General features: G+C 48.2%; 18 protein-coding genes. 8 read left to right on the forward strand and 10 right to left on the reverse strand.

Annotation, left to right across the window (positions count from 1 at the left end):
* The first annotated feature begins 21 nt into the window (after positions 1-21).
* Genes ligA through NX720_RS19670 form a run of 3 tightly spaced genes read left to right on the forward strand, consistent with a single transcriptional unit; the run spans position 22 to position 4,168 of the window.
* A complete protein-coding gene (ligA, locus tag NX720_RS19660) occupies positions 22-2,076 on the forward strand; it encodes an NAD-dependent DNA ligase LigA (protein WP_262596902.1) in 2,055 nt (684 codons plus the stop codon).
* Positions 2,073-2,702, forward strand: coding sequence for a transglycosylase SLT domain-containing protein (locus NX720_RS19665; protein WP_262596904.1), 630 nt, complete (start codon positions 2,073-2,075; stop codon positions 2,700-2,702). The genes ligA and NX720_RS19665 overlap by 4 nt, the downstream gene beginning before the upstream one ends.
* A gap of 14 nt (positions 2,703-2,716) precedes the next feature.
* Complete coding sequence (locus NX720_RS19670; RefSeq protein ID WP_262596906.1) at positions 2,717-4,168, forward strand: YdgA family protein; 1,452 nt, start codon at positions 2,717-2,719, stop codon at positions 4,166-4,168.
* A gap of 85 nt (positions 4,169-4,253) precedes the next feature.
* Here the strand turns inward: NX720_RS19670 and NX720_RS19675 are convergent, their stop codons facing one another.
* Positions 4,254-4,484 (reverse strand): YheU family protein, encoded by a 231-nt coding sequence (locus NX720_RS19675; RefSeq protein WP_262596908.1) that lies wholly within the window; start codon positions 4,482-4,484, stop codon positions 4,254-4,256.
* A 240-nt stretch (positions 4,485-4,724) separates the two neighbouring features.
* On the opposite strand from NX720_RS19675, the gene NX720_RS19680 reads away from it, so the two are divergent.
* Positions 4,725-6,335: a hypothetical protein gene (locus NX720_RS19680; RefSeq protein WP_262596909.1), complete on the forward strand. Its 1,611-nt coding sequence runs from the start codon at positions 4,725-4,727 to the stop codon at positions 6,333-6,335.
* On the opposite strand, the gene tsaA is transcribed toward NX720_RS19680, so the two are convergent.
* The 7 genes from tsaA to NX720_RS19715 form a co-directional block, all read right to left on the reverse strand.
* On the reverse strand, positions 6,265-7,020 hold the full coding sequence (gene tsaA, locus NX720_RS19685; RefSeq protein WP_318654060.1) for a tRNA (N6-threonylcarbamoyladenosine(37)-N6)-methyltransferase TrmO: 756 nt from the start codon (positions 7,018-7,020) through the stop codon (positions 6,265-6,267). The genes NX720_RS19680 and tsaA overlap by 71 nt on opposite strands.
* Before the next feature lie 165 nt (positions 7,021-7,185).
* Positions 7,186-8,511 (reverse strand): dicarboxylate/amino acid:cation symporter, encoded by a 1,326-nt coding sequence (locus NX720_RS19690; protein ID WP_262596911.1) that lies wholly within the window; start codon positions 8,509-8,511, stop codon positions 7,186-7,188.
* Positions 8,512-8,978: 467 nt separating this feature from the next.
* Positions 8,979-9,308 (reverse strand): DMT family transporter, encoded by a 330-nt coding sequence (locus NX720_RS19695; RefSeq protein WP_318654061.1) that lies wholly within the window; start codon positions 9,306-9,308, stop codon positions 8,979-8,981.
* 171 nt (positions 9,309-9,479) lie between these two features.
* Entirely contained in the window at positions 9,480-11,342 is a 1,863-nt protein-coding gene (locus NX720_RS19700) for a serine/threonine-protein kinase (protein ID WP_262596915.1), read from the reverse strand.
* 82 nt (positions 11,343-11,424) lie between these two features.
* Positions 11,425-11,928: a GNAT family N-acetyltransferase gene (locus NX720_RS19705; RefSeq protein ID WP_262596916.1), complete on the reverse strand. Its 504-nt coding sequence runs from the start codon at positions 11,926-11,928 to the stop codon at positions 11,425-11,427.
* Between the two features lie 50 nt (positions 11,929-11,978).
* Entirely contained in the window at positions 11,979-12,407 is a 429-nt protein-coding gene (locus NX720_RS19710; protein WP_262596918.1) for a rhodanese-like domain-containing protein, read from the reverse strand.
* A 95-nt stretch (positions 12,408-12,502) separates the two neighbouring features.
* The gene (locus NX720_RS19715; RefSeq protein ID WP_262596920.1) at positions 12,503-12,793 is read right to left on the reverse strand and encodes a PA4642 family protein; all 291 of its coding nucleotides are present in this window, start codon (positions 12,791-12,793) and stop codon (positions 12,503-12,505) included.
* A 446-nt stretch (positions 12,794-13,239) separates the two neighbouring features.
* Between NX720_RS19715 and NX720_RS19720 the strand changes: the two genes are divergently transcribed.
* Both NX720_RS19720 and NX720_RS19725 read left to right on the forward strand, forming a co-directional pair.
* The gene (locus NX720_RS19720; RefSeq protein WP_262596922.1) at positions 13,240-14,538 is read left to right on the forward strand and encodes an amino acid permease; all 1,299 of its coding nucleotides are present in this window, start codon (positions 13,240-13,242) and stop codon (positions 14,536-14,538) included.
* A 372-nt stretch (positions 14,539-14,910) separates the two neighbouring features.
* Positions 14,911-16,251, forward strand: a complete 1,341-nt coding sequence (locus tag NX720_RS19725) for a coiled-coil domain-containing protein (RefSeq protein ID WP_262596924.1) — start codon at positions 14,911-14,913, stop codon at positions 16,249-16,251.
* A 72-nt stretch (positions 16,252-16,323) separates the two neighbouring features.
* Here NX720_RS19725 and NX720_RS19730 read toward each other — a convergent pair whose 3' ends face one another.
* Complete coding sequence (locus tag NX720_RS19730; RefSeq protein ID WP_262596925.1) at positions 16,324-16,881, reverse strand: hypoxanthine-guanine phosphoribosyltransferase; 558 nt, start codon at positions 16,879-16,881, stop codon at positions 16,324-16,326.
* A 345-nt stretch (positions 16,882-17,226) separates the two neighbouring features.
* Between NX720_RS19730 and upp the strand changes: the two genes are divergently transcribed.
* Positions 17,227-17,853: a uracil phosphoribosyltransferase gene (upp, locus tag NX720_RS19735; RefSeq protein ID WP_262596927.1), complete on the forward strand. Its 627-nt coding sequence runs from the start codon at positions 17,227-17,229 to the stop codon at positions 17,851-17,853.
* Between the two features lie 107 nt (positions 17,854-17,960).
* Entirely contained in the window at positions 17,961-19,226 is a 1,266-nt protein-coding gene (locus NX720_RS19740; RefSeq protein ID WP_262596930.1) for a uracil-xanthine permease family protein, read from the forward strand.
* A gap of 67 nt (positions 19,227-19,293) precedes the next feature.
* Here NX720_RS19740 and NX720_RS19745 read toward each other — a convergent pair whose 3' ends face one another.
* On the reverse strand, positions 19,294-20,484 hold the full coding sequence (locus tag NX720_RS19745; RefSeq protein ID WP_262596932.1) for a Fic family protein: 1,191 nt from the start codon (positions 20,482-20,484) through the stop codon (positions 19,294-19,296).
* Positions 20,485-20,555 lie beyond the last annotated feature (71 nt).

Consider the following 20,555-nt stretch of genomic DNA (forward strand, 5'->3'; position numbering starts at 1 on the left):
GCTTTAATACTCTCCCGGATCATGACTGACCTAAATCTATTCTCTCAGGAAGACGTTGAGCAGGAAATTCAGGACCTGCGTCAGCAGATTAATCACCACAACCACCGCTACTACGTGCTGGATGATCCACAGATCAGTGATGCCGCCTATGACCAGTTGCTGCAACGCCTGAAACAGCTGGAAACCGATAATCCGGAATTGATCACCGGAGATTCTCCTACCCAGCGTGTTGGTGCCGCCCCTCTAAAAGAGTTTGGTCAGGTACTTCATGAAATGCCGATGTTGTCGCTGGATAATGCTTTCAATGAAGCTGAGTTGCAGGACTTTAACCGTCGTGTAAAAGAGCGTCTGACCGCTACGGCTGATATCGAATACGCCTGTGAACCCAAGCTCGACGGGATTGCTGTCAGTTTGTTGTACGAAAAGGGTGTGCTGGCTCGTGGGGCTACCCGTGGTGATGGCACCACCGGGGAAGACATCACTCAGAATGTTCGCACTATTGCATCCATACCCCTCACACTCATGGGAAAAGGCTGGCCTGAGCGGCTGGAAGTGCGCGGTGAAATTTTCATGCCCAAAGCCGGTTTTGAAAAGATGAATGCCCGCGCCCGGGCCAGAGAAGAAAAGGTTTTTGTCAATCCCCGTAATGCGGCTGCGGGCAGTCTTCGTCAGCTGGACTCCAGAGTCACTGCACGTCGCCCGCTGACTATGTATTGTTACAGTGCCGGTATTGTCGAAGGGGGGAGCCTGCCTGATAAACACGCCGACATTCTGGAACTGTTCAGTCAGTGGGGTCTGCGTATTAATCCGGAAACACAGGTCGTCACGGGTGTTAAAGCCTGTGAAGATTACTACGGGCAGCTGGCAGAAAAACGACAGGAATTACCTTACGAAATAGACGGCATTGTCTATAAGGTGAATGATCTGAATTTGCAGAAACAGCTGGGTTTTGTTGCCCGTGCGCCACGTTGGGCGATTGCCCGGAAGTTTCCTGCCCAGGAAGAGATGACCCTGCTGAAAGATGTTGAGTTTCAGGTGGGGCGTACCGGTGCCGTAACACCTGTCGCCAGGCTGGAGCCTGTGTTTGTGGGGGGCGTTACGGTCAGTAATGCCACGTTGCACAATATGGATGAAATTATCCGCCTCGATCTGAAAATTGGTGATACGGTCATTGTCCATCGGGCGGGTGACGTTATTCCGAAAGTGGTGGGTGTTGCTCACTCCTGCCGACCTTCAGACGATCAGCTGCGTGATATTGTTATGCCAGACACCTGTCCGGTATGTGGTTCTGAAATCGAGCAGGACGAAGGTGAAGCCGCAGCACGCTGTTCTGGTGGCTTATACTGTTCTGCCCAGCGTAAGGAAGCCATTAAGCATTATGCCTCCCGAAAAGCGCTGGATATTGAAGGACTGGGCGATAAGCTGGTGGATCAGCTGGTGGCAAAAGGCCTGATTAATACCGTTGCCGATCTCTACAAACTGACGGTAGAACAGGTTTCCGGTCTGGAACGAATGGGTAGAAAGTCAGCCACAAACCTGATTAATGCTCTGGATCGCAGTCGTACGACAACCCTTGCCCGTTTTATTTATTCTCTGGGTATTCGGGAAGTGGGAGAGGCGACGGCACGCAGCCTGGTCAGCCACTATAAAGAGTTGGAGGCTATTCGCTCTGCCTGTGTTGATGACCTGCAAACTGTTGATGACGTGGGTCCTGTTGTGGCGTCGCATATCGAGAAATTTTTCCGTCAGCCTCATAATAAGGAAGTGATCGAGGAACTGCTGGAGCAGGGGGTTACATGGGCCGCTATTGAAGCACCGGCTGAAGGCGTAGCACAACCACTGGCCGGAGAAACCTGGGTATTGACCGGCTCCCTGCATTCTATGACCAGAGATCAGGGAAAAGAGATTCTGCAACAACTGGGCGCTAAGGTATCCGGGTCTGTTTCAGCAAAAACCACCGTATTGCTGGCCGGAGAAAAAGCGGGATCGAAGTTAACCAAAGCACAGAATCTGGGGGTTAAAGTGATCTCCGAAGACGATTTCATAGCGCTGAAAGCGGACTGGGGCGTTGAATGATACCAATATCGGCCTTGTTCTTAAGAAAAGGCTTTTCTAAAAATAGCCACATTAAGAAACTGGGGGGGCTGATCCTGTTGATCAGCCTGTTGTTAACCGGGTGCAGTAGTACGGCTCCGCCTTCTGACAGGCATAATCTGTGCAGCATCTTCAGAGAAAAGCCCAGCTGGTATAAGGCGGCAAAAAAATCCCAGAAGAAGTGGGGAACCCCTGTGCAGGTCCAGATGGCGATTATGTACCAGGAATCCAGCTTCAGACACAATGTTCGGCCGCCTCGTCCTTACTTCCTGTTTATTCCGCTACCGCGTAAATCTTCAGCCTATGGTTATGCCCAGGCGCAGGACGGCACCTGGCAGGAATATCTGGATGAAACCGGAGGCTGGTTTAAAAGCCGTGATGACTTTGCGGACGCGATTGATTTTATTGGCTGGTATACCAATAAAGTCCGTCGTGTGAATGGGGTATCCCTGTGGCGGGCTGATCAGTTGTATCTCAACTATCACGAAGGTATGGGAGGGTATCGCCGTGGTAGCTACAAGAGTAAGCCATGGCTGATGAATACGGCACGACGTGTAAAGAGTCGGGCCAGCAATTATGGCGAGCAACTGCGTCGCTGCAAACTATAAGTAAGAAGTAACCAATGACGAATACAAAAAAATTATGGATATCCGGTATGGCCGGACTGGCAGGTCTGACGGTGCTGGGTATGCCAGCCCTGAACGGTTTTATTCTTGAAAGTCGTCTGAAGAATGATCTGGTCAATCTGGCAGAGCAGCACGACTATCGTGTTGAAAACCTGTCCATCAGTCGGGGTTATGGCAGTACGGACCTGGAACTGACACTTCAGGGAACGGGCTTGCGCAAGATTAACGGTCAGGCGCTGGAACTGACCGGTACTTTGAATCATGGCTCTCTTTTTTCTGTACCGGGCATGGTCTCCGGTGATCTGGACGTTAACTATTACACGTATGAGCAGGGTGTTCGCTTTACCATGCCGGGAACCATCAGTGGTTCCATGAATCTGAACGGTTCCATATCCGCCAGGCTGACCACAGAAGGTATTGAATGGCCTCTGGATCCGGAAGCGGTGCTGACTTTGCAGGTTGATCCGACAGAGGGGCAGCTGACCAGCCAGCGCTCCGGAACCGTTGCCGTGGATATGGAACCTCTGGTCTGGACGGTGCATGAAAACAGTGAGCCTCTGTTTCGCATGGCCATGAATTCTCCGGTGGTGGAATTCAGTACCCATGAACAGAGCTGGTCCATGACGGCTCCGGAAGTCTCTTACTCTGTGCCTTCCGTTTCTTCCGATGTATTGCTGGTTGTGGATAACTTTCAGGCTGAAGGTGAGCAGACAAGGGCTAATGACCAGCTGAGCAGTCATATGGTCATGAGTACGGGTTCAGTGACTGTTCCGCTATTGTCTGAACAGGGGCTGGATAATCTGATTGAAGGGTTAAGCATCAGTTCCAGTGTGGAAAATGTTGACCGAAATCTGCTTGAGCGTATTCCTGAGCTGCTGGGGCGCGGCGATGCTGAGCAGGTCATGTCGGTTGACGATGCCGGTCTATGGTTGCGGGATTTAATCAGTACTCAGCCACGTATTGCGGTTGAAGAGGTTTCGGTACAGACCAGCAAAGGGCATTTTTCTTTTGCCTTTGATCTGGCAGGTACGGACAAAACTAAAGCATTTGTAGAACAGTTTCTGGATAACCCACCTCAGACACCGATAGAAGAAAGCCTGATGACCCATGCGGCGATGCAGTCCCTGGCTGTGTCTGCTTCTGTTCATTTGTCCGATGAGCTGCTGGGCTGGGGTTGTGAATATATACCTCAGCAAATGGTTCAGGAGCAGGGCGGGCAGCCAGCGGAAGCGGTATTTTACAGTGCCATGTGTCAGACCATGGTGAACAGTGGTGACTTCCTCACCGCTTCCTGTCTGCAATTTCAGGATTCCGGTGAGCAGGTGCAATGCCTGAACAGCATGCAGCAGGCTAAAGCGGTCTGGAAGGAAAGCAGAACCCTGAAAATGGCTCTGGAAGATGGGTTGCTGATGTTGAATGGTGTGGAGTTGACACAGTTTCCGCTTTGATGAGTTGGCTTTTAGCTTTTAGCTTTTAGCCAACAGCCAACAGCCAACAGCCAACAGCCAACAGCCAACAACGGTATATGCTTCCTTAATGGCTGCCATCCATCGCGGCCACCGTATTTTTCGGCACAATGTTAACGCTGGCCAGGTTCGGGTCAAAAACAACCACGACTTCCCCTTGCTGTAGCTGTTTCAGGACACTTTCTATTTTTTGTTCCAGGGGTTGATCGTAGCCATTGTCGGTGCCATCGCGGGTGACAAATTCTTCAATCAGATTGTTGAGTGTATCGGGGTCAATGTCCTTATAAGGTATGATCATTCAGCGTTCCGCCATCAAACATTACTTGAAGGAAGAAAGTAGCACTTTTGTTCCGAAATAAGTATATGAGTGAGTTCAGAATGATTCCTTTCAGTTCATATTGTGCTTAAAAAATAAATTTATAAATTTCTGCGTTATTTTAAATAACTGTCTATTCTTAGCATTCCATTTTCAGAGCCTTTAGATAATATGCGACAGTTCTTTCCTTTATTATTGGGTTGCCTGCTAGCGGGTTCTTTATTGCCTGATAGTGCAGAGGCGAGCTTCGAATTATTCAATTCCACCTATCCTGCTGCCCTTGATCAGCAGCATCCGGTTATCGAGATTCAACCTGACGGAACGATTAAAGATGATGGCACTAACTGTGTTCTGGTCGGCCCCGATGGTACTGCAACGGTTTATCTGGCTGCTCCTCCACAGTTAAAGGACAAGTACTGGGACAGCTTGGAGTACAACCCGATTCGCCCTGGCAGTACGGCCACTGAGGAGGGTTTCGATTACACCCATCATGGCTTGTATCTGGATCTGGCTTTCATTAACGCTAAGGGGCGCACTGAATTTGACAGTGAAAGACTGGAAACCCCTCTGACCCGAAAGCGTATTATCCATTCTCCAGCGAATGCTGGTCGTTTGATCTGTCTGACCACCCTGCATAAACCCGGGCGCTCCCCTTATGTCAGAGTTCAGTCTCTCCTTGAAACTCTGGGTTATCATGTCATGGCAGTGGCTTTATCGGGCGGTATCGATAAGGCTGCAGGAAATGGGCTAAACAACTTCAAGGATGGCGGCGTGTTTGCCTATTTGCATGGTTACACTATGACATCAGTGCAGCTAAAGGCAGGACGTGACCTTAAGCAATCGATCGCGAATCGCGGTTTTTCGCCGGCACAGGCCACCTGCTCCGCAGCTGTTATGCAGGCAGCTGCTTTCCCTCTGATACAAAAATTGTTAACACCTATGGGGGAGCTCTCACTGGCAGGACGCTACGCGACTTTCTGGCTCTCATCGCTTGCAGGAAACACCATTGACTGCAATGGACAATTTGTTTTTCAGCCATGGGGGGAAAAGCTGTCGCCTGCTAATGGCACTATCCGTCAGCCCGGTAGTAAAGCGGTAACCGATGCCGGAGCCGCTCTGTCTACTCTGTTTGCTTTGTCTGATGCACACTTTCTTCTGGCTGACGAGACCGGCGATCCGCATGTCATGCAGGTGAAAATTACCATCAACTCCGCAGGAAGAGCCCGAAGCTTTATAAGAAACATCAATGAGCACTATTTCTGGCGTGATTCTGAAATGCTGCCTCTGCTGCAAGACGGTCTGGTTTCTTTGTCTATGGCGCTGGTGGACAATCCCGGTGCGGTGACAAGCGTTTTTTTTGGTGAATACCTGCGGCAGATGAGTTCATCAGCGACGGGTTACATGCTCTCCAGCAGCCAGCGAATGCAAGAAGTGGAAGAATGGTTTCAGGGGCAAATGAACAGCGCTTTCCTGACCATGGGAGTGCTGGCTGGAATACAGTTAGCCGCTATAGTATCCCCTTATGCGAGTCAGCTTATGAACTACATTCCTTACGCTGGAGCTTATATTTCACCTGCGACAAACCAGCTGAATGGTATGTTTACAACCAACGGTATACTCAAAGGCCTGTCTTTTCATGTTGCCCTGAACTATGTCGGACCGACCTCAGCCTTATTTACAAGAAAGATTGCCGATATGATGACGGATGCTTCAGCCCCCCGGGCACCCATCCGGACACTGGTTCAGGCTGATCAAAGGCTGATCATTGATCACTATGTTGCTGGTAGTGCCAGAACGCCTGGTGATCCGGTGTATAAGCCTCCAGGTCGGTGACCAGAAAATGGTCGCCCCTGGACTCCCAGACCACATTCACATCCCATAGCGCTGAACCATGCCGTCTCCCGGTGGTTTCACGCAGATAAGCCGGGCGTGGGTCCTGCCCAAGAACCTGCTGAATAAGCAGTACCAGTTGTCGACCGGTTTTCTGTTCATAGCTCAAACATTTAGCCATGGCTTCTTCGGTGAACTCTACTTCTGCCATCACCGCAGGCAATGGTGCAAACCCCCCTTTGGCTTCAGGCAGGGCATCGGCATAAGGCAGGTATGGCTTTATATCAATGACCGGCGTGCCATCCAACAGGTCGGCTTCTGCAAGCTGAAGTACAAGTTTGCCGTTGCCAGACTGAATGCCTTTTAAGCGAACCACCGAAAGGCCAGCAGGGTTAGGGCGGTGCGTCGAGCGGGTGGCGAAAACCCCCATGCGCTGCTTGCCGCCCAGACGGGGTGGGCGAATAGTGGGTCGCCAGCCTTCGTTCATGGTTTCATGAAAAATAAAGTGTACCCACAGGTGAGAAAAGCCTTCCAGCCCCCGTACCAGATTTTCCTGGTTGTAAGGTGGGAGCAGTTCCAGTTCAGCCTCGGCGGCGGTGACAATACCGGGCTGACGGGGAATACCAAACTTCTGCCGGTAACAGGAGTGGATGACACCGATCTGGTCGAACTGAAAGCTTCTGGACACACTGATTCCATCTGGGATTGTGATAAACCGCGGACTTTACCGAATGGACAGAATTATTCAATAGGGTTCAGGCCCGATGCCGTTATAAAAGGCGTACTGATCGACGGCCTGAACAGTAGGCTTGGGAGCCTGAACAGGAATGGTCAGGCTCCTGAACAAAAAGGGTCAGGCTTTCAGAGGCTGATGGTGATTGCCTATTTGGTGAAAGTCAATGTTTTCATCACTCTCACCGGCTGCCTCGTTATTAAACACTGACAGGTCCAGGGCTCCTTCACTTTTTGCCACGACACAGGTAACAACACTGTCGCCGGTAATGTTGACAGCGGTTCGCACCATATCCAGCAGACGGTCAACGCCCATAATCAGGGCTATGCCTTCCAGGGGGAGGCCAACCTGTTGCAGAACCATTGCCAGCATGATCAGCCCAACCCCCGGAACACCGGCTGTGCCGATAGATGCCAAAGTAGCTGTCATAATGACCATCAGGTAATCGTTCAGAAACAATTCAACACCAAACGCCTGGGCGATAAATACTGTCGCGGCACCCTGCATGATCGCAGTGCCATCCATGTTTATGGTGCTGCCCAGGGGGATGGTGAAAGAAGCGACATCGTTTTTTACGCCCATACGACGGGTCACGGCTTCCATGGTAACCGGAATGGTGGCATTGCTGGAGGCCGTGGTAAACGCAAACATAAAGGCATCCTGAATTTTCTTCAGGAACAGGCGTGGGCTCAGCCCCGTTGTAATTTTTAGCAGGCCACAATACGTGATGAAAACCTGCAGGGCCAGAACACTGATCACCACCATAAAGTACTGGAACAGGTTGCCAACAGCACCAAGATTGATGCTGTAGAACAATTTTGCCATCAGGCTCATCACACCATAAGGTGCCAGGTTCATTACCAGAGTCACCAGTTTCATCATCACTTCGTTCAGGGCGATGAACAGGTTGACCACCGGCTGGGCAGGTTTGCCGGCAGCGGCAATGGCAATACCAAACAGCAGTGCAAATACAATAATTTGCAGAGTGTTGCCGGAAGCCAGGGCTTCAATTGGGTTTTTTGGGAACATGCCAATGATGACTTCGGAAATGGAAGGTGCGTCAGATGCAGCGAAGCTGCTGACACTCTCCAGGTTGGCTCCTTCGCCAGGTGAGACCACCAGGGCTACTGCCATTGCCAGGCTGATTGCAATGCAGGTCGTCAGAAGGTAAAGGCCAACGGTTTTAACCCCAAGGCGACCCAGTACGCTGATGTCTTTCAGAGAGCAGGCACCACAGACTATGGAAGTAAAAACCAGTGGTACTACAAGCATTTTCAGAACAGTCAGGAAGATCTGACCGGTGATGTCGAACAGGCCGTTGACCAGATAATGTTCCACGAAGGCAATGCCTTCGAACTGGTGTCGCATAACCAGACCAACCAGCAAGCCGGTTACCATACCAATCAGGACTTTGGTGGTTAGGGAGAGTCGAATCCACTGCTGCATATTGATTATCCTTTGTTGCCAGACATAGTGCCTGCTCACATGTTGTTGTCGTGTAGCTATTGCAGGCTGATTGCGAGATGTACGATCTGCTTGTTGTGCTTGTTATGGATAGTCAATCTCAGCGGGTAACGGAGTTTGTGAGCATAAAATCCACCCATTAACCCATAGGCGATGAAGGGTTTTTATTGGTAATGACTCTACTAAACTCCGTCGGCTATAAAGATTAGAGATACGCAGGGCGAGAGAGGTTGTTTTAAATCAATAAATGGCAAAACAGGGATTTAAGGCAGGTGTTTTTGGGGTAAAGGGCTGATTATTCTCTATTTTTCAGAGAATATCGCTGGCGCTTTGAGCCTTTATTTGTTCGATTTCGGCTATTACCTAAGTGTTAGTATTGATCTGGATCAAGCTGTTTTAACGGTTCAGTGCCCAGTTACGCAGAACTAACCTGTCTGTTTGAGCAGGTATTAACCAGTAGACGTGACTTTCAGGCCAAGAACCCCAAAGAGAATTAACGCTACGCTAATAAGTTGCATACTGTTAATGGGCTCTTTCAGGAATAGATAACTCAGGGTCAGGCTGCCAGCGACTCCGATGCCTACCCAGACTGCATAGGCAGTCGCTACTGGTATGCCACGCATGGCCAGGGACATCATCAACATACTCAGGGCAATGGCAATCGCTGTCAGAAGACTGGGAACCGGCTTGCTGAAGCCGTCACTGAGTTTGAGGCCAATGGCAAAGGCCGATTCGAATACACCAGCCATAAGGAGAAGGAACCAGTACATAAGCAGCATTCTGTCAGTTGGATAACGGTGGTTGGCAGTAAAAGACTTATTTCATTTACTGTCGCCTTCTTACTCTTAGAATCTTTTCATTCTAAAAACCGTTTAACTCATAGTGTTTAAATATTTTAAGCCGTGAAAATGCTTGATTTGAAAGTCTGAGTGAACTCACTTTAGCCAATTTTAAGAATGCTTCAATGATTGTTGCAGTTCTGCCAGCTCACCTTCATTGTTTTTTATGGCGGCTGCTATCTCTTTTGCCTCAGTGCGTTGACCATCGGTTAATGCCGTTTCATGGTTTCTGAAGTAAGCCTGTTTTATTTTCAGGATTCCCAGCTGGTTTTCAAGTTCTTTGACCTGTAACTCTTTGTCTACCTCCAGCGCCTGTATCATCAGCTGCGCCGTTTTCCGGGTTGGCTTTCCGCTGCGCCCGCTTTGAGCTGCTTCTACTTGAGCAATAAGGTTGTTTTTTTGCCGCATAAGGCTGGCGCTCTGATCCAGATGGTTCGCTTCCTGCTCCTTAAGGTGTACGTCCTTCAAGGTTACGTGATACCTGGCAGACAGGTCTGAAAAGGCTTTTTTCTTTTTTGTGGTTTTTGGTGGGTTGCTATAAAAATCATTCATTTTCTTACCCAGCTTTTCCAGCTCAGAATTCAGGTCTTTTAATTCCATCCTTGCTTGTAAACATTTTACTTCAGTCCCCATTGCTGAAACCTGTCGCCCTAATGAAGCAACTTCCCGTGCTGTCGTTTCATCGGGTTTTGCCAGTAATCGAGCCTCGGCGCTTTCAAGCATTTGCTCAAAGTGCGCCAGTTGCTGGAATGCCTCCTGGTGCTGATTTTGAAGCTGAAAATGCTGATTTTTGCCACTCTGGAAAAACGGCAGGTTCAGAGCCTGTTTGGCAGAGGGTCTGGCTCGTGGGTCAAGAGCAATCATACTCAGAATTGCGTTCTTTGCATCGGGTGACAGCTTAGGGTTCTCTCTGATAGAACGGGTAAATCGATTGTACGAGCTCAGGTCAATTTGTCTGTATTTTCTCCCTTTATGTTTCTTGTCATGAAATAAATAAGGCGGCCTCTCACCAGTCAGTAATTCTGACAGCATCATTCCCATCGACCAGCAGTCGGCTTTTTCTGAGTAGTGTTGTGCCTGAACGATTTCGGGAGCCATGTAGGCAGGGGTTCCTGCAAAGCCGCTGAATTTGAGAGCGTCAGAGCCGTACTGTGTGTTGGCTGGGTTTGCCTGCTGGCTGATTCCAAAGTCGGATAGCCGGGCTTTCCCCTGATGGTTGATCAGCACATTCTCAGGCTTGATATCCCGATGGACCACCCCCTGCTGGTGCAGGGAAGATAGCTGTGAAATAAGTTGCGAACCGATGGCCTGGCAGGTTCCTTCATCCAGAGGGTTGGCCTTACCACTGGCTGCAGGTTCAATGATTTTGGCCAGCTCCTGGCCGCCGTGTTCCATCATAACCTGGTGATGAACGCCATCATTGCCCTGGTAGACGTTTTCACCGGTAATACCCACAGCGCCTTTTGCGTGCCTCTGGAATTGAACTTCAGCATGAGCCTGGTTTTTCCGAAACTGTACTGTATTCGGGTCTGTCCCCAGGTTTTGATCTTTGACTACGTAATTTTTCTGTAAGATTCCCGGGGTTTCGGAAGGGTTAACGGCGGGGGTGTTTCTGGCCAGGAATACCCTGCCAAATGCCCCCTGACCCAGCATTTTTCCAACCTTGACATTGCCCAGTCTGGGAGGGGGTTGCACCTTCCCCGGTATCATTTCAGGAATAACATCCTTAGCCTGTCTCTTGATGTTGACTACAGGTAAGGGAGCCTCTTTGCCCATTGCTGTGATTTTCCTCTCTCTCAAAGACTTTCCTTGGAAGAGAGGCTGCCCGGACAACTTTGGCAGGTTTCGCTTTGGTGTGGCGGTTTGAACAGTGCGCCCCGTATTGCTCATGTTGCCTGTTTGCAGAGGCAGACGTTCAGACCGGGGACCGGGAAGTGGAGGTAATGGCCTGTTGGCACCAGTGATATCAGGCATAGTGTGAACACAGTGTTGTGAATATAGGTACTCAACCCTGTGGCCGGGTACTTATAGGCCATCGTCAAAACAAGGAGAAATTTTAACCAAAGGCTGAAGAATAGGTGACTTCACCTGTTGGGATCTCTGAGCTATTTGACAATCCCATAAAATACTCTTGCGGAACGCCGGGTAAGGTGAGTTCTGAGTAATGTGAGAAACCGAACCGACTGTAATATTCCGGTTCTCCCAGAACAACAAAGCCGCTGATCCCCTTTTCTTTAAGCTTCTTAATCGCTTCATTGATCAGTGCTGAGCCAATGCCTTTGCCCTTCGCATCGGGTAAAACGGCGACAGGCCCGAGTCCTAGCCAGTGGCTATCCTGCCCATTAATCCTGACGGGTGAGAATGCGATATGACCAATAATTTCACCATTCTGCTCAGCCACCAGAGACAACGATAATTCGTTACTTTCCCTCAGCAGGTCGATAATGGTGTGTTCAGTGGGTTCGGCTCCGGGTTTATGGTGTGGATGCCCCTTGAACGCAGCATAAACCAGGTCGCGTATGGTGTTGATGTCGTCTGATGTTTCTTTACGAATCTTCATATGTGATTTCAGTGGTTGCCTGTGTAAATTATGGTAAGAGGCCGAACATTTCAGTTTGAGGTTGTCGAGAGGCGCTCACCCTGAGCCTGCCAATCTTTCAACCCACCCTTGTAGTGGCGAACACTGGTGAAATCCCGTGCTGCTGCAAAGTCGGCGGCTTTGTGCCATGCCGTGCATTGAGGACCGCCACAGTAAACAATAATGGGGTAGTGTTTGTTATAAGGCATACGCTCTTCCAGCATTTTTTTATTAGTCATGGATACAGCGGTCGGCAAGTGGCCTTTTTTGAAAGTCTGCTCGCTGTTGGCATCAATGATAAACACCTCTCCCGCATCAATGGATTTTCTCAGTTCGGTGTATTTTATTTCCGGATAGTGTTTGTCATAGGCTTTTGCCTGGTCGAGCTCGCTGGCAAAGAGATTACCTGAAAACAAGGAAATGCACAAAACCCAGAAACAGTAAGGCCTTGGAAAAAGCATAATGGGGTTACTCCACATGAACAGCCATAAGTGAATGAAAAGATAGTAAAGAATCAGGAGTATAGATGGCAGCTGTAGAACTGCCATCTGAGGCATTATCGAATGCTCACCGTTTGGAGGGTCTGAATGTAAGGCGTAGCATGCTGATGTCTGGAGAGAATATCAAGGAAGCGGCGACCAGATCGGTCACAGGGGTTCAGTTCTAACCCGGTTTCTGCATAAAACAGAATGAAGCGGGAAAAGTCTTCTTGTCTGAGAGTGCGGTAAGCTCTGGTCAGAATATGGAATGAACGGCTTTCACCGAATGGAGACTTAAGTGCCAGAAGCTCTTTAATGCGCTCATCGCTTAATGTTTCTCCGATAATTTTTTTCTTGTCTTTTTTCATGGTGCAGCCCGGAAAAGTATTCTCGGCTGATTCTAACTGAATAAAAAAATATGTATTAATTTATTTGGTTATATAGATATTTATACCTTCAATGAAAGTGTTTTTTTCTGTAAGCATGGGAATTAATTCTGAACGGTATGTCTATACTCCTAGCGGTTTCCTGAGTTGTTTACCAATCAGGTCACTTTTCTGATTCTGAAGCCCTGAATTGGTAAACAGCTCAGGGCTGTCTTTGGTTCGCAGGCTCCTGAAGTCTGACAACAGTTCGGTATGGAAACTGACTATTAAGGGAAGCAGCAGAACATAATATACCGCTGTTGGCTGTTGGCTGTTGGCGGTTGGCTGTATGAGCAGCTAATAGCCAAAAGCCAACAGCCCGGTAAGTTATTGAATGCTGCGCCCCTAATACTGAAGCAACCGAATGCGCTAAGTTTGAGGAGAACTCAATGCCAAAAAATTCTGCAGAGCTTGGTAAAGAGCGGGCAGAGGCTTTTGGCAGCTCTGTCAGTAAATGGACCTCCCGCGATACAGGCTGGATGCTTAATTTATTTGGAACGGCCATTGGTGCCGGTATCCTTTACTTGCCCATCAGTGCCGGGGCCGGTGGTATCTGGCCTCTGATCATCCTGTCTGTCATGGCCGGCCCCATGGTCTGGCTGGCTCATCGCAACCTTGTCCGTTTCTGCCTGTCTGCCAGTAACCCAACCGCGAATATTACTTCTACAGTCAACGAACATTTTGGTGAGAAGGCAGGGAGGGTGCTCACTGTAGGCTACTTCCTCTGTATTTATCCCATCATTCTGCTCTATGGCATAGGCATCACTAATGTAGTACTCAGTTTTATCGAAAATCAGCTGCAATGGGAGCCACCTTCCCGACTCTGGTTATGCCTGTCTCTGGTGGTTGGGCTGGTAGCCATTATGCACACCGGGGAAACCTGGATGCTTCGGGCAGTGAAGTTGCTGTGTTATCCACTGGTCGTCGTATTGCTGGGGATTTCCCTGTATCTGGTGCCGCAATGGAACCTTTCAGCCTTTGACCAGCCAGTCGACTTTCACAGTATGGGAGTTACTTTGTTTCTGACGACTCCGCTGCTGATTTTTTCGTTCAACCATTCGCCCGCCTGTTCAGCATTTGCCAGGGCTTACCGGGTGCAGATCAATGATGAACAGGCGTGTGCCCACAAGACAGCCTTGATATTGAAACGTAATACACAACTACTGCTGTTAGTGATCCTTTTATTTGTTTTTTCCTCAGTCCTCAGCCTTTCTGCGGAGGATATGGCTCAGGCAAAAATGGAGAATCTGCCGATTTTATCTGTACTGGCTAACCAGTCGGGTAATCTGCTTTTCTCTATTCTTGCTCCCCTTATTGCTTTTCTTGCTATTACCAGTTCCTGGTTCGGGGTATATCTGGGAACACTGGAAGGTATTCAGGGGCTGGTGGTGCAGCACTGGCTGAGGAAATACCCGGAAAAGCCTGTCAATACTGTCGGGCTGAAGCGTTTTTCAGTGATATTTGTGGTATTGACCTGCTGGATTGCCGGTTATGCCAACTGGAGCGTGATCGGCATGGTGGAAATGGTTGTGGTGCCTGTACTGGCGACCATTCTTTACCTCATGCCGGTTTACGCCTTTTACAGGGTTGAACGGCTAAAACACTTCAGACAGCCATTTCTGGATGTTTTCACCGCATTGGTAGGTGTAGTGGCAATAACAGCCTTTCTTGTAGATAAAATGTTTTGATATTTCAAAATGATATAAATTCAAAGAGATACGCCTGATGGCTATAGCTGATACTTAATTTATAACAGAAAGGACTCAGTAATCGTTGTGGGTGCTTTTGCAACAACAGAACAGGGACGTTCACGGTACCAGCTTATGCCATCTATAAATAACTCAGGGATTGTCCAGTCAGCGTCGAATTTAAAGCCAGCGGCTCAACCGTCTACTGACTCAAGATTGAAAGGGAAGTCTTTCGGTTTTTTGGTCAGTTTACCGCCGAGATCCGCGTCTTTACCTTCCGTGAAACTGGCACCCTCTCAGCCTTCTTCCCAGAGGAGTGGTCAATCGATAGCCGAGCGAAAAATTTCTCGCCAGGATTCGCAGCAATCCTATATGCCTCGCCCCTCAGAGACTCCCGATTCAGCAAGTGCTGACAGTGCTTATTCTTCCCTCGGCAGCGATGTTTTTCCAGCTTCCCCTAATGAAAGTGAAATAGCCCATGCTATGGGTACTGATAATGCTGAGGCCCAGGAAAAAGCGGAGACCCCTGCTAACGATGATGTTCAGCCTTCGGAAAAAAAGGACACCCGAAACAGAAAGCAGAAGGTAGCCGATACGATTAGGGCGAAAAGCCGTAAGCTCAAGTCTGCGGTTTATGGTGAAGCAAAACGCTGGATAACCGGCAAAAACTGGAAGAAAGTACCGGATGCAGTACTTAAGTCCTTCCCTGAAAACATACAGACACAGTTTGAAACCAGAAATAATAAACTGGATCGTCTTGCTGAGTTGAAGTCACTTAAACAGGAAACGCAACAGTTTGAAAGGCAGTTTGGCAAGGAGCTGAGCTTGCTTGCCAGCGATAAAGCGCCTAAATCAGGTAAGTTCAAAATTCCGGGGACAGGGAAGGAGTTTGTTTTCTCCAAAAACCAATCTCAAGAGAAGAAAGCCGAAATCTTGGGGGAATTTAAGGAAGCGTTCAAGGGGGCGGAAGAGTTTGAAAGCTATCAGAAGGCAGGTAATGAAACCAAAAAATATGATGTTGACCGTTCAGAATTAAAAGACGAGCTATCTAAATTGACTCAAGACCTGGCTGGTGAGATTGATGCGGCCTATGATCGAGCCGAAACAAAAATACATAAGGGTATTGATGAGAGGGCTGAAAATTATAAAAATCAACTTGATAAAAACAGAGCCTCGGCAAAGGTCGGTTACCAGAACGAGTTTAATCGATATCAAGGTATGGCTTATGAGGCAAAGGTGAATCTGGATAGGTTGATATACAATATTGATAAAATCAAGGCCGTCGATATTTCAGGAAATAATCATGCGATTAAAGATTTGGAAAGTCAGCTGGTAAAACAAACGGAAATATTAAAAAAACAATTTAATGCATTGCCAAAGTCGGAAAGAAAAGGAACGGATAAAAAAACATTTTTACAATCAGGTCTTCATCCGTTGAATGAAAGCCTAAAAAATGCCAGAGAAAAAAAGGTCGGTTTGGAAAAGAAGTTGTCCGAATTACAAGCTAAACGTCCAGAATTAGAAAGCAGACTGGAGAAAGCAGAAAGAGATCTGCAAACACTACGTAATACCGATGTTCTTGGGGCGATAATGGATAAATATGATGAGGTGCAAGCAAATGAAGATAAACGTATAGAAGAAGAGCACAAGCAGATTACTGAAAACACAGAAAAGCAAAAAGGGACTATGAAAAAAGCAATACGTGGTCGCTGAACTTTGCTTTATTCCTCAAAAAACGCCATAACCGAAGCGGTATGGCGTTTTTTTATGCTGCTGAATAGCCTTTTAGTGACCTTTCAGGGCAAAGATGCCATTAGCATTACGCCAGTAGCCCTGATAGTCCAGACCATAACCGAAGATGTAACGGTCTTCGATTTCCAGGCCGCAGAAGTCGGCTTTCATGCCAGGGCGAGCCTTGCGGTCGTGATTCTTATCGATCAGAACGGCAGTCAGTACTTTCTCGGCACCCTGTTCTTTGCAGAAGTCAACGATAGCGTCCAGAGTGTGGCCTTCGTCCAGAATATCGTCAACCACAATAACAGTACGACCTTTCATGTCCTGGGTTGGACGCACTTTCCAATTCAGCTGTCCGCCAGTCAGTTGGTCTCTGTAGCGGGTTGCATGCACGTAGGATGCTTCCAGGGGGAATTGCAGGTGGGTCATCAGCTTGCCGGTAATGACCAGACCACCGTTCATCACACAGTAAACCAGCGGGTTGCTGTCACTCAGCTGTTCGGTGATGGCTTTACCCATGCTGGCAATAGCTTCTTCAATCTGCTGCTCATTATAGAGACAGTCAGCTTCTTCACGAACTTGCCGGATATGGTCTAGATCAACAGACATTGGGTGAGAACCTCAATAAGGTTAGCAATCTGGTCAAACGTGCTACTGGTTTGACCTTGATCAAAAAAGAGAAAAAAATACCTGTCTTTGACCAGAACAGCAAGTCGAGGCTCTACGAGGTGGTTTTCGTAAAAAACCTATGGAGTTGTATTCAAGTTATGTGACAATAAGAAGGTTTACGCTGTTAGCGGCGCATTCTAAGGCATGGTCAGTCCAGACAGCCGCCTTTCCCTACTTGTTAGCTGTATCTTTTCAGGAATTTTCCGGAAGAACGCTATGCGGGCAGGAGAAAGACAGATGACGCCGGATTGAATTGAGAGACACCACACTGGTCGAGGTTTTGGCATGAGTGTACAGGAAATTAAACACCCTCTGGTACAACACAAGCTGGGTATTCTGCGTTCGCGCGATATCAGCACCAAGAGTTTTCGCACCCTGGCCAATGAAGTTGGCTCCCTGCTGACTTACGAAGCGACCAAAGACCTGGAACTGGAAGAAGTGACCATTGATGGCTGGGCGGGTGATGTTCAGGTCGATCAGATCAAGGGTAAGAAAATCACCATTGTTCCTATTCTGCGTGCCGGACTGGGGATGATGGATGGTGTACTGGATCTGATTCCAAGTGCTCGTGTCAGTGTTGTCGGTCTTTACCGCGACGAGGAAACCCTGGAACCAGTGCCTTATTTTGAGAAGCTGGTAAAAGATATTGATGAGCGCATGGCCCTGGTGCTGGACCCGATGCTGGCAACAGGTGGTTCCATGATTGCGACCATCGATATGCTGAAGAAAGCGGGTTGTAAGGAAATTCGCTGTCTGGTTCTGGTGGCGGCACCTGAAGGTATCGAAAAACTGCTGAAAGCGCACCCGGATGTAAAACTATACACCGCTTCTGTTGATGACTGTCTGAATGAGCACGGCTATATTATGCCGGGGCTGGGCGATGCCGGAGACAAGATTTTCGGAACTAAGTAAACCATAAAAAAAGGGCCGTAAGGCCTTTTTTTATGGGTGCAGGAAAGCATGGCGAGATGGAAAGCCATAAAAATAATGACTAATTTGCTGACTTGAAGAGAATAATTATGATCGACACAAACTCTCTGGGAGACGATACGTCTCTGGGACGTCAGGTGCTGATGGGTGGACAGATGCTGTTTGTTGCCTTTGGCGCACTGGTGCTGGTTCCTATCCTGACCGGGCTGGACCCGAACGTAGCCTTTTTTACGGCGGGCGTCGGCACCCTGATTTTTCAGCTGGTTACTCGCCGAACTGTACCAATCTTTCTAGCATCCTCTTTTGCTTTTATTGCACCGATCACATTCAGTGTTGGGCAGTGGGGATTGCCTGCGACTATGGGGGGGCTGATGGCAGCAGGTTTCTTTTATGTGCTGTTGAGCCTGATTGTCCGTGTTCGTGGCAGTGGTTTCCTGTACCGACTGTTCCCACCAGTTGTGGTCGGGCCTGTCATTATGGTGATTGGTCTGGGTCTGGCACCAACAGCCATCAGCATGGCAAACGGCACGGCTAACCCTGCTATCAACGAAACCACCTCCGTTATTCTGGCGGGTGTTTCACTGCTGAGCACGTTGCTGGTGTCGACAGTGGCAGGCGGTCTTTTGAGGTTAATCCCTATTTTATGTGGTGTTGCGGCTGGCTATTGCACGGCTGTTTTCATGGGGGTTGTTGATTTTACCCCCATGCACGAAGCCGCATGGGTTGGGCTGCCAAATTTCAGCTTTCCGGAATACAACATTAACGCCATCCTGTTTTTGATTCCTGTCGCTATTGCCCCTGCGATTGAACACATAGGTGATATGCTGGCGATCAGTTCTGTCACCGGCAAGAAGTATCTGGAAAAGCCGGGTCTGCAAAACACCCTGCTGGGTGATGGTCTGGCTACGTCGGCGGCGGCACTGTTCGGTGGTCCACCTAACACCACTTACAGTGAAGTGACTGGAGCGGTGATGTTGACGAAAGCCTTTAATCCAAAAATCATGACCTGGGCAGCCGTCTTTGCCATTGCGGTGGCGTTTATTGGCAAGGTCGGCGGATTGCTGGCAACCATTCCGACAGCAGTAATGGGGGGGATTATGATTCTGCTGTTTGGTTCTATTGCTGTGGTGGGGCTGAACACTTTGATTAAGGCTCAGGTTGATCTGGGCAAACCCCGCAACCTGGTGATTGTTTCCATTGTACTGGTGTTTGGTATTGGTAATATGGCCCTGAGCTTTGGCGATTTTACCCTGCAGGGGATTTCCCTGTGCGCGATAACTGCGGTGCTGCTGAACCTGCTTTTACCCCATGCGGAAAAAGAAGATCGTTTTCAATCTATGGAAGTTAAATCCTGATAGTTTGTGGTGAAGAGAGAGCTGGAGAGAAGCCAGCTCTTACTCTATTCACGCAAATGTGGCTTGACTACCAAAGGCGAGGGAATAATATCTCTACGGAGTTAGGTGACAAAGATAGTTTAACGGGCTTTCTTGGCTGAGCATCTACTAGCTTTTCAGAAACCATTTGAGAAAGAATCGTTCTTATCGTCTTTTCCCCAAGGTTAAGCATTTTGCCAATTTCAGACCTTTCCAATGTACCAGAGCTGGTAGAAAGTAATTCTTTATATATGGTTTTTACTTCAGGTCTTGGCTGAGGCAGGATTTCGCCACTAACACCAGTCAATGCTTGACGATTCCTCATCTCAAAATAGATGTCTAAACGTTCGTTGAGTCGTTTAGGGTCTAATAATTCATAGAAGAATTTCACTTGGCCTAGTGCAGTATCAATAAAATATTCTGTGAACTTTAACAGTCCTTTGTCTGATAGAATACCTCTACCGTCACCAGAGCCTTGTCTTTCCATATCTGCCATTGCCAGAGCTTTATAGTAGGCATCTACATCTCTTCCAAATCCCCTGCTTATAGACCATAATCCATACCCCCCCAGGTTGGCACAATACTTCATGTAGTTATCTGTAAAGAGTCTCCCGACCCTCCCGTTGCCATCCATAAAAGGGTGAATCCACATTAATCTATGGTGTGATGCAGCAGCAGCAAATATTCGACTTGTACCAAAAATCCTATCAGGTCTGTATGCTGTCGAGAACCAGTTTATTAATCTCGTTAATTCTTCATGCTCAGGAGGAACATGCTTACCAACTTTCACATTTCTTGTTCTAAATTCACCTGGAACTACATTTATCTTTTCTTTTGTCTTCGGATTTTCTACTGAAAGAAATTTATCAGGCATACCCTCATAGAAAGATTTATGAAGGCCTGTTAAAAAGCCACTAGTGCATATTTCTAATGGATCGAGAGTTTGCTGGCTCAAGTATCGTTGAACATCAATATGATGTTTTATCTCGAAAAGGTCGTCCTCCAGATCTTTTTCTTTGTTCAACTGAGCCTTTAATATTTCAGCTGGCTGTGTAGGATTTCCTTCGATTCTGTTGCTATAGAAAGAGTTAACAGCTCGAAGCATGAACTTTAAAGGTGCTCTGAGAGATTCGGGGATATGCGCATTGAGAGCAGCGTCAAGCTTCATGAGTTCAACGGCAGCTTCCTGTAACTCACCAGGAGCACTGTCCTGAGGCAGGAATGGGACTATAGATGTCATTATAATTGCCGGTATAATTTCCTATATATAGACCAGTTTAGCATACTGATTTATAAAGATTTATAGCCATT

The organism is Endozoicomonas euniceicola, from assembly GCF_025562755.1.
Taxonomy (GTDB): Bacteria; Pseudomonadota; Gammaproteobacteria; order Pseudomonadales; family Endozoicomonadaceae; genus Endozoicomonas_A; species Endozoicomonas_A euniceicola.

Bases quoted from the DNA above. Each gene is read 5' to 3' on its own strand.
- ligA (WP_262596902.1), top strand. From the start codon at position 22: ATGACTGACCTAAATCTATTCTCTCAGGAAGACGTTGAGCAGGAAATT.
- NX720_RS19665 (WP_262596904.1), top strand. From the start codon at position 2,073: ATGATACCAATATCGGCCTTGTTCTTAAGAAAAGGCTTTTCTAAAAAT.
- NX720_RS19670 (WP_262596906.1), top strand. From the start codon at position 2,717: ATGACGAATACAAAAAAATTATGGATATCCGGTATGGCCGGACTGGCA.
- NX720_RS19675 (WP_262596908.1), bottom strand. From the start codon at position 4,484: ATGATCATACCTTATAAGGACATTGACCCCGATACACTCAACAATCTG.
- NX720_RS19690 (WP_262596911.1), bottom strand. From the start codon at position 8,511: ATGCAGCAGTGGATTCGACTCTCCCTAACCACCAAAGTCCTGATTGGT.
- NX720_RS19695 (WP_318654061.1), bottom strand. From the start codon at position 9,308: ATGCTGCTTATGTACTGGTTCCTTCTCCTTATGGCTGGTGTATTCGAA.
- NX720_RS19700 (WP_262596915.1), bottom strand. From the start codon at position 11,342: ATGCCTGATATCACTGGTGCCAACAGGCCATTACCTCCACTTCCCGGT.
- NX720_RS19705 (WP_262596916.1), bottom strand. From the start codon at position 11,928: ATGAAGATTCGTAAAGAAACATCAGACGACATCAACACCATACGCGAC.
- NX720_RS19710 (WP_262596918.1), bottom strand. From the start codon at position 12,407: ATGCTTTTTCCAAGGCCTTACTGTTTCTGGGTTTTGTGCATTTCCTTG.
- NX720_RS19715 (WP_262596920.1), bottom strand. From the start codon at position 12,793: ATGAAAAAAGACAAGAAAAAAATTATCGGAGAAACATTAAGCGATGAG.
- NX720_RS19720 (WP_262596922.1), top strand. From the start codon at position 13,240: ATGCCAAAAAATTCTGCAGAGCTTGGTAAAGAGCGGGCAGAGGCTTTT.
- NX720_RS19725 (WP_262596924.1), top strand. From the start codon at position 14,911: ATGCCTCGCCCCTCAGAGACTCCCGATTCAGCAAGTGCTGACAGTGCT.
- NX720_RS19730 (WP_262596925.1), bottom strand. From the start codon at position 16,881: ATGTCTGTTGATCTAGACCATATCCGGCAAGTTCGTGAAGAAGCTGAC.
- upp (WP_262596927.1), top strand. From the start codon at position 17,227: ATGAGTGTACAGGAAATTAAACACCCTCTGGTACAACACAAGCTGGGT.
- NX720_RS19740 (WP_262596930.1), top strand. From the start codon at position 17,961: ATGATCGACACAAACTCTCTGGGAGACGATACGTCTCTGGGACGTCAG.
- NX720_RS19745 (WP_262596932.1), bottom strand. From the start codon at position 20,484: ATGACATCTATAGTCCCATTCCTGCCTCAGGACAGTGCTCCTGGTGAG.